General features: G+C 39.5%; 14 protein-coding genes and 1 pseudogene. 2 read left to right on the top strand and 13 right to left on the bottom strand.

Features of this window, described 5'->3' with window-relative positions; translation table 11 throughout:
* Positions 1–2: 2 nt before the first annotated feature.
* From V7K69_RS20600 to V7K69_RS20555, 10 genes are all read right to left on the bottom strand, one after another.
* Positions 3–506 (bottom strand): phage baseplate assembly protein V, encoded by a 504-nt coding sequence (locus V7K69_RS20600; protein ID WP_335037647.1) that lies wholly within the window; start codon positions 504–506, stop codon positions 3–5.
* Positions 507–1742: a phage late control D family protein gene (locus V7K69_RS20595; RefSeq protein WP_335037645.1), complete on the bottom strand. Its 1236-nt coding sequence runs from the start codon at positions 1740–1742 to the stop codon at positions 507–509.
* Positions 1742–2509 (bottom strand): CIS tube protein, encoded by a 768-nt coding sequence (locus V7K69_RS20590; RefSeq protein ID WP_335037643.1) that lies wholly within the window; start codon positions 2507–2509, stop codon positions 1742–1744. Before V7K69_RS20590 ends, V7K69_RS20595 begins: the two co-directional genes overlap by 1 nt.
* Before the next feature lie 96 nt (positions 2510–2605).
* Positions 2606–2785 (bottom strand): hypothetical protein, encoded by a 180-nt coding sequence (locus V7K69_RS20585; RefSeq protein ID WP_335037641.1) that lies wholly within the window; start codon positions 2783–2785, stop codon positions 2606–2608.
* A 31-nt stretch (positions 2786–2816) separates the two neighbouring features.
* Positions 2817–3392 (bottom strand): phage tail protein, encoded by a 576-nt coding sequence (locus tag V7K69_RS20580; protein WP_335037639.1) that lies wholly within the window; start codon positions 3390–3392, stop codon positions 2817–2819.
* 4 nt (positions 3393–3396) lie between these two features.
* The gene (locus tag V7K69_RS20575; protein ID WP_335037637.1) at positions 3397–5106 is read right to left on the bottom strand and encodes a phage tail sheath family protein; all 1710 of its coding nucleotides are present in this window, start codon (positions 5104–5106) and stop codon (positions 3397–3399) included.
* Positions 5107–5123: 17 nt separating this feature from the next.
* Complete coding sequence (locus V7K69_RS20570) at positions 5124–5579, bottom strand: phage tail protein (RefSeq protein WP_335037635.1); 456 nt, start codon at positions 5577–5579, stop codon at positions 5124–5126.
* Between the two features lie 21 nt (positions 5580–5600).
* Positions 5601–8954, bottom strand: a complete 3354-nt coding sequence (locus V7K69_RS20565) for a phage tail sheath family protein (RefSeq protein ID WP_335037633.1) — start codon at positions 8952–8954, stop codon at positions 5601–5603.
* 60 nt (positions 8955–9014) lie between these two features.
* A complete protein-coding gene (locus V7K69_RS20560; protein WP_335037631.1) occupies positions 9015–9695 on the bottom strand; it encodes a hypothetical protein in 681 nt (226 codons plus the stop codon).
* 5 nt (positions 9696–9700) lie between these two features.
* On the bottom strand, positions 9701–10318 hold the full coding sequence (locus V7K69_RS20555; protein ID WP_335037629.1) for a DUF4255 domain-containing protein: 618 nt from the start codon (positions 10316–10318) through the stop codon (positions 9701–9703).
* Between the two features lie 578 nt (positions 10319–10896).
* On the opposite strand from V7K69_RS20555, the gene V7K69_RS20550 reads away from it, so the two are divergent.
* Positions 10897–11760, top strand: a complete 864-nt coding sequence (locus V7K69_RS20550; RefSeq protein WP_335037627.1) for a hypothetical protein — start codon at positions 10897–10899, stop codon at positions 11758–11760.
* Positions 11761–12117: 357 nt separating this feature from the next.
* On the opposite strand, the gene V7K69_RS20545 is transcribed toward V7K69_RS20550, so the two are convergent.
* Together V7K69_RS20545 and V7K69_RS20540 are read right to left on the bottom strand one after the other, a co-directional pair.
* Entirely contained in the window at positions 12118–12570 is a 453-nt protein-coding gene (locus V7K69_RS20545; protein WP_335037625.1) for a LuxR C-terminal-related transcriptional regulator, read from the bottom strand.
* Between the two features lie 672 nt (positions 12571–13242).
* A pseudogene (locus tag V7K69_RS20540) lies at positions 13243–13770 on the bottom strand (IS630 family transposase); the annotation flags it as partial.
* A 181-nt stretch (positions 13771–13951) separates the two neighbouring features.
* Between V7K69_RS20540 and V7K69_RS20535 the strand changes: the two are divergent.
* On the top strand, positions 13952–15172 hold the full coding sequence (locus V7K69_RS20535; protein ID WP_335037622.1) for an ISL3 family transposase: 1221 nt from the start codon (positions 13952–13954) through the stop codon (positions 15170–15172).
* Positions 15173–15237: 65 nt separating this feature from the next.
* On the opposite strand, the gene V7K69_RS20530 is transcribed toward V7K69_RS20535, so the two are convergent.
* Positions 15238–15720, bottom strand: coding sequence for a helix-turn-helix domain-containing protein (locus tag V7K69_RS20530; protein ID WP_335037619.1), 483 nt, complete (start codon positions 15718–15720; stop codon positions 15238–15240).
* Between the last annotated feature and the right edge of the window lie 159 nt (positions 15721–15879).

Below are 15879 nucleotides of genomic sequence, written 5' to 3'. Positions count from 1 at the left end.
CTTTAAATAGGGCTAGGACTTGGTGCAACAGGTCGTCCGTTGATTACTACACTAGGAGCATTAATAGTGATTCCACCGATACTACTAATTGATATACGTCCGTTAGCCAGTTCTATCTGGTTTCCTTGGGCATCTTTTAGGCGAATGTAGCCGCGATCGCCTCCTATAGGATCTGGATCGTAAATTTCAATTTCATGTCCGTTGACAGACCGAATCAAACGCTTTTGAGGATCTGTACGAGGTGGTTTATCTTCTCCATTCCAGAGGAAACCAACAATATAAGGAAATCGGGTATCACCATGTTCAAAAGCAACGAGGACTTCATCTTCTTTTTCTGGCATAAACCAGGTACCGCGTCCAGATCCAGCCATTAAAGTTGCAACTCTTGCCCAATAACTTTTGTTATTATCAGATAACCAAGGAAAATGAACTTCAATTCTTCCTAATTTTTGGGGATCATCTAAACTTTTAACAGTCCCAATAACTATGCTATTTATTTTATCCATTTATTTATTTTCCTCTTCTTTCCGGGCTTCAAATTCAGTTATATATCCGCTGGCATTAATAGTATGGGTTGTAGATTTAATAAAATATTTCCCACTAAAAGTTAAGCCTAACCCTTGAATTTGCACAAAACTTCCAGCCCTTAAATCGGCAGTTCCCACTGTTGAACCTCGTCCTGTCACCATATTTTGCACGTTATCTTTCATCATGGCTATAGCAAGTTGTTTTGCATCTTTTTCATTAAAAACAGGGCGATCAACTACAATTTCTCTTTGTTTATCAAATCCTTCTTCTAATTTTTGTTCTCTTTGTTTGTCTTTCTGAGAACGTATATCTAGATCGCTACGTTTAATTGTGACTTTTATCGGCTTCTTCTTCAGACTATCCCAGCCTTGTACTGTCACTTGAGATACCTGATTGGTGGTAGTTAAAGTGGGTTGAAACTGGATTAAAGATTTTCCCCACTCTAAAAGATAGGAAACTTTTGCCAGCCTCAAAGATGGACCAAAGTAGAGGAATGGAGGTGGTTTCTGTTCGTTTAGATAGGGTTTTAAATTTTGGTATTGTGGGTCTTTAACATCATTAATAAATATCAACTCATAACTATTGCGTTGAGCTAATTGCATTAGAAAAACAATGTCAAGCTGATTTTTTTGTAAAGTATATTTCTGATTACTTTCGTTTTTATCTCTAGCATCGCGGTTAACAACAATAGGAATTTTGTTGCCATTTGTGTCTTTTAATGGTCTTTTTTGACCAATTTCTTCAGCAATTTGACTATCTGTTTTATTAGGATATTTGTGGGTTTCCTGTTTAGATTTGAATTGGATTAAAACATTTTTGCCACTTACTTTTAAAGTTGGCTGTCCCGATGATGGAAAGTTGGGGGTTAGGGAATTAATTTTACCTATTAGCATCAAACGTAAGGGATTAGGGTTTTCTTTAGTAGGTTTAAAGTAGCCCATCCACAATTCAATTACTTGTCCTGGGTCGAATAAGAGATTGCGTTCTGTCAGGTTGTTTTTTCTCGCCCCTCCGGTATATTTAAAATCTAATTTTTCTGTATCCCAGTTATTAATCGTGATTTCAAATGAATCAATCTCATCAACATTGTCTTTATATTGGACTTCAATGACATCTTTGCTAGCATAATTAGGCAGAAGCTGATTATTAACTCGAATTTCAAAAGCAGGAACGTAAAAATCACGGTCTTTATAAATAGGGATAAAATCTGCCATTAGTCTGTCCTCCGTCGGTCGATATCCACTTGGATGGGTGGAATTTCTAAGATTCTTCCGGGAAGAATTCGACGCGGGTCGTCTATGTCATTGGCTTCGGCAATACGTCGCCAGTCTGCGGGGGTATCATATTCCTTAGTAGCTATTTGGTCGAGACGTTCTCTTCGTTTGATTACCCTCGCTTTGGTGTGATCGGCAGAATTTAGCCTTCTGACCATTTGTTCGAGGGTTTGATACTCGCGCATTTTTACTGTTAACCGCGCCCGCAAAGGAATCCCTTCAGGGCTAAACAGAATAAATTTGCGATCCATACTTTCGACAGTTCCTACAAACCAATAGGGAGCTTTGGAAACATTTTTACCAACTCCTAATGGCTTTAAAATATTATCAATGGGGGGTTTAATATCGCTAGTTTTTCCCCAAGAAAATCGACAGCGAGGAATTGCATGAGTATTGGGATTCTGTTTGACCAGTTCATAAAATTTATCAATACCACTAAATTTGTCTGCACCAGAAGTTGAACTATATTCTGTAGTGACGCTTTTTGCTCCTTCAGCCATACCTTCATCAGTACTATCAAAAAATAATTCAAATGATAGGGTTTCTGTCCCACCGCGAATGAATTGTTGTAGGGGAGCATCCAATCCCGGAATGGCAATCTCTACAAATTGGGCAGTTTTATTAAAAGTCAATTCGGTAGGGTTAAATTGTACTGTTATTTGGTCTTTTGTTTCCAGATTTTCAAAGTAAGCTTTTGATAGTTCCATAACTAATTGCAAATAAAAAAATGTTAAAAACGACCATAATTCGTCAGACAGAATTATTTACACTTCTGGCGAAGGTAATTAATTCTGTCTGACTACTTACGCTGTACGACTATTACTAATATCTCCCTCAGAACGCGATTTTTCTTGCTCATACATTTCCTGTTTCAAACGCATCATTACCGCTTGAATAATCTTTTCCATCATTGCTTCATTAAACGTATTATTACTATCGACTAAATTCAGATTGCTGTTGAGCGTTCCAATTGTTACTGGCATTTTCTAACTCCAAAAATTATTAATTTTCAATTTAAAACAATTCGCCAATGGCTGCTCCCACGCGAGTGAAAGACTTGCCAACTTCTCTTAAAGCAATACTGACTGGTAGTGGTTTCCATCCTTGATGGATAATTTCCAACGTTTCAATTGCTACTTGATTTTGGGCAGCATTCAAAGTAGGTCCTGTCCACTTTAATGGCAGTCCTTTTTGAAAAGACCAGATTCTCACAGCCTCTTGCGACTCATCCAATAAAGTAACTAATCCATCCAAGCGTTTACCCCGACCGTTGACGTAATCAAAATGCCACTGCCACAATTCTTGAGAAAAAGTTATCCCGCGTTTGAACACAATATTTGAGTAGGTCATCCGCGTTGGGAATTTGTGGACAAAGCGATTTTCGCCACCTTCGGAATATTCTTCTATCTGTAAAGTGCCTTCTAAGCCACTACATTCGCTAAACCCTCCAGCAATCACTAAGTCAGAAGAAAGCAAAGCTTTTTCTAAAGTGCTATCTCCTATCAGCTTGGCCAGAGAACTAGATGTGCGAACTAAAGAAACGTAAAAATTAAATGCGGGAACTGGATCTGATCTTTTACCTGTTGCCATAAAATTACCGCTCCACAATTTCAAGTTCTTCAACCGTGCGCCCTACCCGAAAGACAATGAACTCAGCCGGATGAGTGGGAGCAACGCCAATATCAGTAATAATTTTGCCTTGATTGACAATTTCAGGGGGATTATTGGTGTCATCGCATTTGATGTAAAAAGCTTCTTCTGGGCTGCTACCTGCTAATGCACCCTGTCGCCAGATAGTCTCTAAAAAGCCAGAGATGCTCAGAATCAGCGATCGCCTTAAATTTAAATCATGGGGTTCAAATACTGCCCATTGGCTTGATTCATCTACTGCTTCTTCAATCATCGACATCAGACGACGAACATTGATATAACGCCAATCAGGGTTACTGCTAATGGTTCTAGCACCATAAACGCGAATCCCTCGACCAGGGAAAGCCCGCACACAGTTGATTCCTTCAGGATTTAAAATTGCTTGCTGGTCATCGTTAATGGCAACAGTGACATCTTCTGCCCAGAATAACTCCCCATTGGCAGGAGATTTATGCACCCCAACGGTAAAGTCAGAACGAGCATAAAGTCCTGCGATATGTCCACAGGGGGGAATAGTTCTGACTGGATTTCCTCGTAATTTCAAAGGATCAACCACTCGCACCCAAGGATAGTAAAGGGCTGCAAAACCTCGCTCAGAATCAAAACGCGATCGCCATTCTAAAATTTCAACAAGATTCAAAGATTGCTCGCTTCCAGAACGTAACACTGCATCCAAAATTGCTACTCGGTCTTGGTGACGTTCGCAGTGTTCGACTAAGACACGTTGAATTGTGAAAATTTGCGCTTGAGAAAATAAGGGTGGTTGTTCTAAAGTTGGAAAAATTTTAGGTTTTGCTGCTGGTAATTCCCAGGATGTAGGCAAACAGGGATCAAGAGATGGTTCGGTAACAGGAGGCGCATCAGGTACAAGTACAGGTCGAATATGAATATCGGGAAGGCAAACAATCCCCACCGCATCAACTCCATCTAGCACACTTAATCCTTGGTGATCGCTAGCAAGGGGGTCTAAAGTACCGATAAAATCATTGGGAGTTAATGATGTGACTCCATCCTGTCCGTCAATTAAAAAGCCAATCTGATTTGTTAACTTTGATTGAATCGCATTGGGCAACAGATTGGCAGTGAAAATCGTTGCAGGTGGCAATAAATCTTCTACCTGAACCCATTGGGATCGTGCAGTGCGATCATCTCCTTGATTAATCAACCGCACAAAATATCTTTGGTCATCGGGATTGAGGGAGAGATTAGAAAATATTTCTCGTTCGCGGCGATCGCGTATTACTGTGATGGAGAAACTCAGTTTACTAGGACGTACTTGAGTGAGTGCGATCGCAATTTTATTGCCCCAAATTCCCTCGTTATCAGCCGTCACCCGCAATATATCTGTATTGTTACTGCTTTTGAGAACAAGAGACGCTTTGGTTGCCGTTACCCCAGCAATGCGGACAATAAAACAGGTACGCCCACCATTTTCAAAAAAACCTTTGACAGCGTAAGCTAAAAAGCTATAAGGTAAGAAATTACCGAATTTTGCCTGAAAATGCCGCCAAGAGTCAATCTGCACTGCCTGATTCAAAGGGCCACGTTCTGCTAATCCCACAAATCCAGCAATATCAGTCCGAATTCGTCTAATTACTGGCGGTGCAGCATCTTGAAATTCAAAATAGACTCCGGGGGTAAGATATTCAGGCATTTACTCCTCCTTGACGATTAAGAAATCGCCGGAAATATTAGTTTTAATCCTTCATGTACTAATTCCACAGTTTCGACGGCTACATCGTTAGTTTTGGCATTAAATGGGCCACTCTCCCATTTACTAATCCATGCTTCCTCAATCTTCCACCGCATTACGACATCGCGGTTTTCATCAAGCAAGATAATTTCTGCACTGCGTCTTTCTGGTTTACCTTGGATGACGCTGTTACGCCATTTCCACAATTCCACGTTGTTGGTATAACCGCGTTTGAGGACGATATTGGTGTACTTTCGCAAACCTGAAAGTTTGCGGACATTCATTACCAGATCAGCACCTTCACGGTAATCAATCATGTCAGTATCAGTGGTTAAACCACTACACTCCATGAACCCAGCACGAGTAATGCGATCAATTTCTACCAAAAAATTAAACTGTTGGTACGGGTCATCTCTTTTCCCACTGTCCGCCACGATTTTAGTCCTCCTTGTTGTTTACCCTTCATCAACTGACGAACCACCTACCCACTGACCAATTCGGAAAATCACAAATTCCGCAGGTTTAACCGGAGCAATACGTACTTCAACGATCAAACGACCGTTATCGATATCATCTTGGGTCATAGTAGTGCGATCGCATTTGACAAAAAATGCTTGTTCTGGAGTCAACCCCATCAATGCTCCGTTACGCCAAACTGTAGTTAGGAAGGCACTAATGACTCGAATTACCCGCGCCCATAATTGCTCGTTATTGGGTTCAAATACTACCCATTGAGTACCAATATCAATGGAGCGTTCGATAAAGATAAACAGTCGGCGCACGTTAATATACTTCCAATCAGAATCGCTAGAGAGAGTACGCGCACCCCACACCCTCAATCCTCGATTATTTTCCCGAAAGTTACGCAATACGTTGATATTGCGCGGATTTAGAATATCTTGCTGCTCTTTAAAAAGCTTAAATTCCAAATCGCTGATACCCCTAATCACCTCGTTAGCCGGAGCTTTGTATACGCCCCGTTCAATGTCATTCCGAGCATAAATGCCTATAACATGACCGCTAGGCGGGATAGAAACATAGCTGGTAATGCGCGGATTATCTGGAAATGGGTCATTAATCCGTAACCAGGGATAATAAATAGCGGCATACTTGGAATCATACAAACCCCGTTGCACCTGAACATCGGCAAGATTGCTGCCGATCTCCGAGTCCATGACGGCGAAACGATAGCGCATCAATTCGCAGTGGTTAATCAAAGTCTCTTGGACTTGTGGACTGGTGCGCCCCGGAATAGCAACAATACTAATTTCGTCGATATTCTTGAGGACAAATAGACCTTGACGATCCTTGGGATCAACTGCATCTGCACCAAGGTAGGTAGAATCTGTAATATCATTAATTTTGTCATCGCCATTGACTAAGGGAAGACCAACTACCAGACGACGACCGTCAGATAAAATCTTCCAAATCAAATCTGGCCCGATGCGAATGTTGTTTTCGGCGGTAGTGCGATCGCTAATACTCAAAACACCCGTGTTTTTGTCAGATAAAGCATCCTCCACCCGAATTAGATTCGATTCGCCCTCTGTACGTCCATCTGCACGGCGTGGTGTAGTCGCTTCTTGGCGATAAATTGCCCCAATAACTTTTGTCACATAGCGGCTGTGGCGCGGGTCTGTAGAAAGATGCCGATGGACTTCACTTCCTAACGTTCTGGGTTTTCCAGTCAGTGGATTATTTTGAATATATTTAATCGTCAATCGAAATTCTCTTGTGCGTGCTTTAGTCCCTTTAGAAATAGGCACTGTATGGGGAGCAGACAAAGTAACAGTATTGCCATCAATACTGACAACTTTTCGTCCCTGAGGGTAAAGTGTTTGAGATTTCTGCGCGAGTCCCTGGATAGCTGTTTGATAAGCCAATTCATCTGATAGTTTGAGCAACTGAGCCTGATCTAGCTCTGAGATTACTCCCTGAAAGAAGAGAAGTTTTTGGGACTCATCATAGCGGATTTGGGATTTCAGATCGTTAGGAAAAGTGAGTTTTGGAGGTAAATCTGTTAGCGTTTGCGATACTTCCAGTTGCAAAATACTTCCCTGTTCGATCCCAAAAATTGAAGCAAGAGTAAGTTTTAAACTACTGGGATCGGGATCGGCAGTAGCGATCGTATCTAGAATAGGACTATCGTCTTCTATCTCAATTTGTAAGCTATTTCCCCATATTCCCCGATCAATTGCTTGAACTCGCAATAATGGCGATCGCTCAAAAACTTCAATTCCGTGATTGTGGTCGGAGGCTAAACCTGGGTAATCACCTCCTCCTGGCGTACTTTCCTCTGTATAGTCTTTGATTTCAATTAATTTAAAATCTATTGGTTTACCCAGTATTTTATACTCAACTGTTGGAGAATTTTGATTACCAATTTCGACGATATCGTTTTCAGCAAAAACTGCATCATCTGCTACCATCACATGTTTTTGTTTGGCAGACAAAGATTGGATGAGAAACGATAACTTACCTGATGTTGGTGTTCGTGTCACCAGAACAGCAGGACTAGGATTGGGATGATTAAAAGAGAGGGGACGATTCAGTTTAACTTTTGAATCTTTGGGATCTTCAATAATCTGGCAATACTCTACTGTCTCTGAAGTCGAGTCACCTATCCGAACATATTGACCTTTAGCAAGATTAACTATACTGTTGAGGGTAATTGTTTGGTCTCCTGCTGAGGCTGGTTGTTTTAAAGTTGTGTCCAATCCATTTGTAGTTACATCAGGGAAAGTAACTAGTGTAATCGGCTCAGTACTAAGGTGGTTAAAAACAGCTTTGAACTTTAGATTGAAGGCTATTGGAAAGTTAGACTTAATCCGAGCTAAGACATGATATTCACGCTCTGTATTTTCTCCAATTTGAATAATTTTCTCTGATGAACCGCCCCAACTAGCATCTGGATTTTTCAAAAATAAAATAGCTGAACCAGCTTTAGCTTCCTGTTCTAATTCATCAGGCGTGCCAGCAAGTACAAATGTTACTAGCTTTACTTCTTCAGTTTTTGAATGCTCGAAAGCTAAAGGATGGCGTAGAGTTACACTCGTGTCATTAGGATCGGCCGGAACTGAAGCAACTATAGCAAATTCTCTGGTATTGCTACTCGTGCTAGCAATTCTTAAAACGCTATCTGCTTTGACGTTTTCTCTTGATTCTAAATTAATTCTTGATTCACCAGGCGATGACTCGCTCTTTAACGTCGTTGACAAATTGTTTGGACTAGCGGAATCGGTTGCGGTAACTTCTTCAACTTTTGTTTTACTGTTATGGCTAAAATAGAGAGGAACACGTAAAGTTCGGACACCTGCGGTTGATGTTGATGATGGCGGATCTACTGCCTGAACATATTCAGAAAGTTCCTCATCATTAAGTCGTAAATATTTGTCGCTAATTGAACTGGCATCGCTTTCTAGTAAAAGAAGTTTGTGTCCTTTAAATGCATTAACAGCTAGCCTTCTGACGGCATCAGTTGAATTCCCGCGATCGAATAGTAAGGTTTTCGCAAATTCAGCTTTTTCTGGCAGCACTCGCACAATATATAAGCGTTTGCCCCCATTTGTAAAGAATCCTTCTACCGTATGGGGTAGATACCATTTATGATCGGTGTATTGCCGATAGTTGAGATACCCCCCAAACTGACGTTTAAAATCGGCAAAACCAGTTACCAATGTGGCTACATTCTCCGGTCCCCATTCAGTCACCCCCACCATTCCCGAAGTGCTGGTACTAACACCCTCAATTGGCTTTGGACCCGTATCTACTTCTTCTACATATACACCAGGGGCAAGATATTCTGGCATGGATCGTCTCCTTCATGTAACGAATAGATTGAAAAATGAAGATTAATTTAGTCGATGGAATCAGGATGGAAGTAAATAAAAATATTCTTCGTGCATCGATCGCTCAAAATCAATTGCTAAAGGTCGGTCAAGGATAGATTTGAAGCCAGTTGCCGAGCAACTAATGGTTGCAGGATTGGTTGCAGTAATTATGAAAGCTTGGAGTTTAGTAGGATCGCTCGTGTCTTGAAACGAATATCGCCCCTTGCGTTCTACATTAGTACTGGTGAGTGTGGTAAAGGTATTGCTTCCCTGCTGGATTTTGACCGTTGCATTTGGGATACCCATTCCTGGATTATCTACATCAAATACATACCCACGAATAAACACTGGCTCGGCGGGTAGTAGCACTAAAATAGTTGAGGTAGATGTAGGAAGTTCCTTGGAAATGGGTTGTTCAAAGTTCCAACCTTTGGGGATAGTAACAGTGAGTGATTTCTCAGCCAATCCCTGCTGAAATTGAGGGGAAGTCGCCCTAATGCTGAGATGCAGTTGATAATTTTTTAGAGCAAGTTCTGGAAACAATAATTCCGGTCGCCCAGACAGGACAAATGTGCCATCACTCAAGCTCTTGTCAATTACCAAAGATTCTTGAACGGTGATTTTAACTGTGCCAATCACTGGTTTGCCGGTTCCTTCGTACAGGATCTTGCCCGTCAATAAAGCAATTTGTTCAATCACATCTGGGGCGACTATCTTCATCACTATCACACTCCAGTTATCTGAGTAAATTGAAGTTGTTTACGCCGCACCTGCTCTGCTCCAGTTTCTCGCTCAGAGTCGATATAAACTACTTTCACTTCATAAGACACTGACAAGTAATAGGGTCGCATAAAACTGCTCCATAACTTCGTCATATCTTCCATTGAAATAGGATTCAAAATAATCCTGAGTTCTTCGGCAGTATTTTGAAGAACTCCTTTTAAACCAGTCCCTTTGACAGTCGCATGGTCGTAGAAAATCTGCATAACTTTACCCAGCAATTTGTGGGCATTTTTAGAGGCTTCATCATCATCACCATCCTTCATCAATGGAGTAATTATGTAAAAAAGGTTTAAAGCTAGCGGGGGATAATGTAGGCGATTACCATTCCTGGATTCCAGCGCACAGTTTTTGACTTCACTATTCTCAACTACACGGTAAAGAAATAATGAGAGATTATTTTCAGTAGGTACATTATCTGTCATCAACTGGTGCGGTGGCTGGAAGGAGATCCGTTGAGTCGGATTAGAGTCAAGTATTTGAAAGGAAGTTGTGTCAAGATTGTCAGCAATCAGCGATCGCAAGGTTTCATCAACAGCATGGATGACCGGATACTGGCTCATTGAAAGCCGTCCTCCTCAGCAGCAAAGTCTCTAGGAAAATGGAAGGGTTTCTTAATCTGTATTAATATTGGCATTCAACCCCACCTACAAGTCACTCGTTCTATCTAACTCATTTCTGGTAGTCAATTCAAACTAGCTCATTTGAACTAATCTAATCGTGTAACTTGTGCTGAATTGGTTGCAGAACTATTCTATTTACTAGTATTTTTGTATGCAAGCTACTTAACTTGCCTAAACAAGGTTAAGTGAGTAACCAGTCATTCGTGAGAGGTTAAGATGACCTTAATTTTGTCAATTAGTAATTCTTAAAATTTCAGGAAAGCGGAGGTATGAAGTTAACTTTTTTATTTAACTTATGGGGCAAGAATGAATGATGCGTATCAAGATGACGCATAGACGCATAGACGCATAGACGCAAAGCGGCTTGCCTTTGGCATCGCCTGCCAAAAACTGTGTTTCCAACCCTGATTTTTTGCCATTTTCTAAGTACTATTGCTTATTGACAAATGCTAGCCAGTGATTAAACAAGGTTAAAAACAGCAAATAAATTTATAACTTGTCTTTCATGAGCAAGAAAGATGATGATTGCTTCATCAGCTACCTTTTCTGTCAAATTCAGCCAGCAGCGCTATGCCTGTGTTTTAGATCCCACCTTAGCTTTATCTAAGTATGGTCTGCTCTTAGTCAAGCAGCTAGGAACGGTGATGGATATTTGGTTAGGGCGTGAGTTCTGGAATATTATTGACAATACTCGTTTCTACTTAGACCATCCGGAATTATTGATCCTGCCAATGGCTTCTTGTTCCAGTCCTTTGGACAGACAACTATCTATTTCACAGGACACGCTCCAAGCATTGCAGCAGTGGGAGCAAATGGGCAAACAAATTCTGACAGATTTAAAACTCTTCCGCATCGGAGAGCGACCTGAAGAGTCTTTTCTGCCAAGGGGAATGGGGACAGAAATCATCTGGTACTATGAATCCCTAGCCCGTTCTCTGGAAGCTCAAGCGTCAAATACCTTTGATGCCAGTGAAGTGCTAACCTCAGCTTTTCGGGATACAGTTGCCCTAGCTGCGGCTATAGGTTCTACGCTCATCCTGACGCATCAATTTCCTCCCGCTACAGCAGAAACTCTTCCTCCAGGTATTTGTATGGCTCTCACTAGTTGGCAAATCCCCTGCCAACTAGTGACCCTCCAAGACGAAATGGCTACTCTTGAGCGTAACTATTGGCGTCAAATTTTCGTTCAAGCTGGTCTTGCCAAGTTCTTGTGGGCTGGACTTCATCTGTCAGTACTCCATCTGCTAGTACCAGCAGCTTCCCAATCGGCAAGTTTACCCGATCGAGAATATCAATCTTCTAAAAATCAAGATTCCGCAAAATTGCCCCACGCAGAAACTAATTTTTGGCAAGGAAGCCAAGGTTTTTGGTATCAACTATGAAAAATTTTAAACTTTCTTGTCAACATTGCAATTTTGGCGACTTACACCACAATTGTTGTCATTCACATTGTGATCTTAGTCAGCAATTACCGATTAATAAAGGAGTCTTGGTGACGTAGTTGTCCTGCTATTTCTATACTAAAAACGGGTTGGAGCTTTACTTTTAAAATCGCTAAGAGATTAACAACAGTCCAAATTAATCTTGTTTACCTATACAAAAGTCAAGCAATCATCCGTTTTTAGGATAATTTCTCTCCCTTTGAAGCGGGAATCAAAATTTAGATGAACAAACGCACATTTGAATGACACAGAAAACAACACGATTAAACATAAATAATGAGTGATTAGGAATTGTTTCTATGAACCAGAATTTATGTTCTGATTAATTAGCAAAGAACAGCGATAGACCATTGCTGCACGGCTTCCAACACCGAGCTTAGTAAATATCCGACGTAGATGGGCAGAAACTGTCCATTCACTAATTTTTAGTTGTTTGGCAATATGTTTGTTTTGCTTTCCTAATGCAACGAGAATTGCTATCTCCAGTTCTCTTTCTGTTAAAATGTGTGTTGGATCTGTTTCTTTTTCAGTTGACGTTGGTTCAGTTTGTAAAATTGCATATGATTGTTGATTAAGCTCAAATTGACCTACTTTCTTAAACTGTGGAGATTGTAATTCATTTTCTATGTGGTTGTTGACAACAGTAATTGAGTAATAATTGTTGTCTAAATAAAGCGCACCAACAATATCAATAGGGATAGCAAAATCTAGTTTTTGAATAAGAGAATTTGCCAAGGTGGGTTCTATCATAAAAATCTTTCTCATTCCAAAGTAGAGATTGATCATTATTATGATGTTAAAATCAACTTAGTTTAGATTAAAAAATATTATAGTGTGTAATGTTTTATAACAGAAGCTATAAACGAGATTAAAAATATATTGGAACGTGATGTTAAGATATATCAAGCTGAAAAAGCAGTTTATAAAACAATCTTTTTCTCCTCTTACCTCGTTTGAACAAAGATTATGAACGGAATGGCACTTGTCACTGTAAGGATAAGGTGAGCAACTTTGAAAGTATAACTTGAGCAACTAACCAGCCCAAAGGGTTTAATTGCGTTGGGAGTTATTAGTTGTAAATAGATTTTGAAACAATAACCTGAGCAAAGGTTCTGTTTTGTAACCGTAACCTGAGCAAACATACTTATGCAGGATATCAAGCAACTTAAATTTTCCTTTTAAGCCCTGAAAGCTAGAAATAGCAAGAGTTTAGCAGCAGATTCTATTTTCAATAACTTTATTTTAATGACAATAAACCATGAAAGAATAAGACTTTGAGATAGGCGGATATAAAAGCGATCGCTCTGTCGAAAAAGAACTCAGATCAAGCAACAGAGGTATTTTCACTCTTTATGTTTACTGTCTTTACTTTGGGACGTATAAGTAGGTGGGCGGAAAAATTTACAACTATGTAACGAAAAGTTAAGGAGAATGATTAGAGTTAAATTTTACACGCTTTGTACTGTAGTTACCTTTTTCTCCTCTAGCTTGAACACCATCAATTACGGCATAAGCAAGTTCTAATTCATCATCAAATATTTGCCCAGATAGCTCATCTTTTTTCAGGTGTTGCCATTCCAATTCAATTGGATTCATCTCGGAGCAATACTTGGGTAAAAAGAAGATGTACAAACCCATCTGTTCCCACTTTGACCATAGCTTTTGTACCTCAAGGCATCTATGTATTGGTCCGTTATCCTGCACAATTACCCTTATGCGTCCCAATTCCGATGCCTCTTGTGCTTCTTTTTCCATCATTTCGATATAAGACTTGCGGTTAACATCCCCAATCACCAAACCATAAACAAAGCTTATTATTGGTTGGAGAAACCCGATAATACTTAATCTACGACCTCGACGCTTTGTTTGTTCTAAACGTTTTTGCTCACCCCTGAAATAATAGGTATAACCCGGTTCACTCCACATACAAAACCCTGATTCGTCTAGATATTTGGTTCTTCCGCTACTTTTATGGCGAGAATCAAAATCAATTAGATTTTAACAACTACAATTTAATATAAACAATGGTTAAAATTTAGATATTGCAGTAGTTCGCGAACTTTCAAATATTATTAAATATAACTGATGTTACAATATAAATTGTAATCTACCAAAATCTTAGGCGATCGCTATGAAATTTCCTGTAGAGGAAATACTGAATCTTCCCGAGATGAAAGTGTTAGATTGTCAAGAGATCGAAGGTATAGGAATAGTTATAACAATAGAAAAATCTGTGAACTATTGTAGTTGTCCTACCTGTGGAAGAATCACTCAAAGTATACATCAAAATCATTGGCGAATGATTCATGATTTACCCTGGAGTGAAAAAACAGTTTTATTAAAAATAAATCGTCGCCAATTCAAATGTAATAAATGCAAGAAAGTCTTTAGTGAAAAACTAGATTTTGTTGAAAAGAATAAAACATATACTAAGAGACTAGCGGTTGATATAGTGCAACAAGTATTAGATAGCAACATTCATAGCGTAGCAGAAAGGAATGATTTGAGTGATGAAGAAGTTGAATCAATGTTAAAAGGTCAAGGTTCGCAAATATTAAATATAAATTTAAATCAAGTAAAGAGATTAGGCATAGATGAAATAGCTTTGGTGAAAGGTCAAGGAAATTATTTAGCAGTATTAGTAGATTTAGACACTCATAAACCCATTGAAATAGTCAATTCCAGAAGAATGGAAGAAATACGGAAAGTTCTTATAGGTTGGGGAATTCAGGTACTTGAACAAATCGAAGAGGTCAGTATTGATCTCTGGTTACCCTATAAAAATTTAGTAGAAGAATTGATGCCTAATGCTAATATAACTGCTGACAGATTTCATGTTATGAAACAAGTCAATGATGAATTAGATGCTATGCGTAAAGCTGAAAAGAGAGCAGCAATGTCGCTAGAAAATAAATCAGAGAAAGATAGAATATTGGAGGGATTAAATAAAAGCAAATATAGCTTCATTAAAAATGAAGATTCTTTAAACGATAAGCAAAAAGAGAAGTTGAAATTTGCTCAGGAAGTTTCACCGATTTTAGCTAAAATGCACAAATTGAAAGAGGAATTTAGAGACATATTTGAATCAACTATATCTTGGGGAGACAGCATAATTAAGTTATTAGATTGGATGCACGATGCACTTTCATATTTTCCGAAAAGTATAGGTACAATGGTTAGATGGTTTGGTGAAATAGTAGGCTATTTTGACGGGAGAACCACGAGTGGTACTGTAGAGGGAATTAATAATAAACTTAAGTTAATTAAAAGACTTGGATATGGCTTTCGTAACTTTAGCAATTTTCGATTACGCAGTTTATTAAACTGGCATTTTAGTATTAATTCTCCATAAAAGTAACCGAAGAACCAGATATTTAAGGTCTATTTCTCCTGCCGCAGCAGATAACTCCAAGATGTCTAGGTCTGCTTGTTTCCTCGCTTTTGCAATCGGGTCTTGTTTTCTTTTATGACTTTTTCTTGCCCGTTTCCAATTGACCCCCTTTTTTTGAGTACCCGTCTTAATCTGTCAGGACTCAGTTGCACGTTACGTTGTGTCTTTAACTTCTCTGATAATTGGGAACTATTATATGTGCGTGGCTCAACTCTTAAACATTCTTCTAAAAATACGATATCCTCTTCTTTCCACTTAGGTTTTAACCCTCGACCCGGTAATTCCCAAAGACTCTCTAAACCCTGCTTTCTCCATTTATGCAAAACGTCTCTAACCGTTTGCTTATCCCAACCAAAATGGGCTGCTATTTTTTCTACATACCAGCCATGTGCGTTTAGCCTGATTACTTCTGCTCTATCTTTAACCTTCTGTGACACCTCCTCTGTTCTTAGATTTAACAGAGTTTGGTCTTGCTCACGAGTTAGAAATACCCTTAAACGAGCGCCCATATATAAGTCACCTCATGTAGATGCATTCTCCGTATTTACTTATCGTTACATAGTCCGGTTTTTTTATCCCGGATTTCTCACAAACAATAAAAAATCCATTCACAGCACTCGAACTAAGACATTTTTTTGATACATCATCAATTGGAAATTAAGTGAGTA

It is taken from the genome of Nostoc sp. (assembly GCF_036917775.1).
Classification (GTDB): domain Bacteria; phylum Cyanobacteriota; class Cyanobacteriia; order Cyanobacteriales; family Nostocaceae; genus Nostoc.
The sequence above is the reverse complement of the archived record's forward strand: the minus strand, read 5'-3'. Positions and strand labels throughout refer to the sequence as shown.

Excerpts from the sequence above, each read along its gene's own strand:
- V7K69_RS20535 (WP_335037622.1), top strand. The coding sequence starts at position 13,952 with ATGAAATTTCCTGTAGAGGAAATACTGAATCTTCCCGAGATGAAAGTG.
- V7K69_RS20580 (WP_335037639.1), bottom strand. The coding sequence starts at position 3,392 with ATGGCAACAGGTAAAAGATCAGATCCAGTTCCCGCATTTAATTTTTAC.
- V7K69_RS20565 (WP_335037633.1), bottom strand. The coding sequence starts at position 8,954 with ATGCCAGAATATCTTGCCCCTGGTGTATATGTAGAAGAAGTAGATACG.
- V7K69_RS20585 (WP_335037641.1), bottom strand. The coding sequence starts at position 2,785 with ATGCCAGTAACAATTGGAACGCTCAACAGCAATCTGAATTTAGTCGAT.
- V7K69_RS20545 (WP_335037625.1), bottom strand. The coding sequence starts at position 12,570 with ATGATAGAACCCACCTTGGCAAATTCTCTTATTCAAAAACTAGATTTT.
- V7K69_RS20600 (WP_335037647.1), bottom strand. The coding sequence starts at position 506 with ATGGATAAAATAAATAGCATAGTTATTGGGACTGTTAAAAGTTTAGAT.
- V7K69_RS20595 (WP_335037645.1), bottom strand. The coding sequence starts at position 1,742 with ATGGCAGATTTTATCCCTATTTATAAAGACCGTGATTTTTACGTTCCT.
- V7K69_RS20560 (WP_335037631.1), bottom strand. The coding sequence starts at position 9,695 with ATGAAGATAGTCGCCCCAGATGTGATTGAACAAATTGCTTTATTGACG.
- V7K69_RS20555 (WP_335037629.1), bottom strand. The coding sequence starts at position 10,318 with ATGAGCCAGTATCCGGTCATCCATGCTGTTGATGAAACCTTGCGATCG.
- V7K69_RS20530 (WP_335037619.1), bottom strand. The coding sequence starts at position 15,720 with ATGGGCGCTCGTTTAAGGGTATTTCTAACTCGTGAGCAAGACCAAACT.
- V7K69_RS20575 (WP_335037637.1), bottom strand. The coding sequence starts at position 5,106 with ATGCCTGAATATCTTACCCCCGGAGTCTATTTTGAATTTCAAGATGCT.
- V7K69_RS20550 (WP_335037627.1), top strand. The coding sequence starts at position 10,897 with ATGATGATTGCTTCATCAGCTACCTTTTCTGTCAAATTCAGCCAGCAG.
- V7K69_RS20590 (WP_335037643.1), bottom strand. The coding sequence starts at position 2,509 with ATGGAACTATCAAAAGCTTACTTTGAAAATCTGGAAACAAAAGACCAA.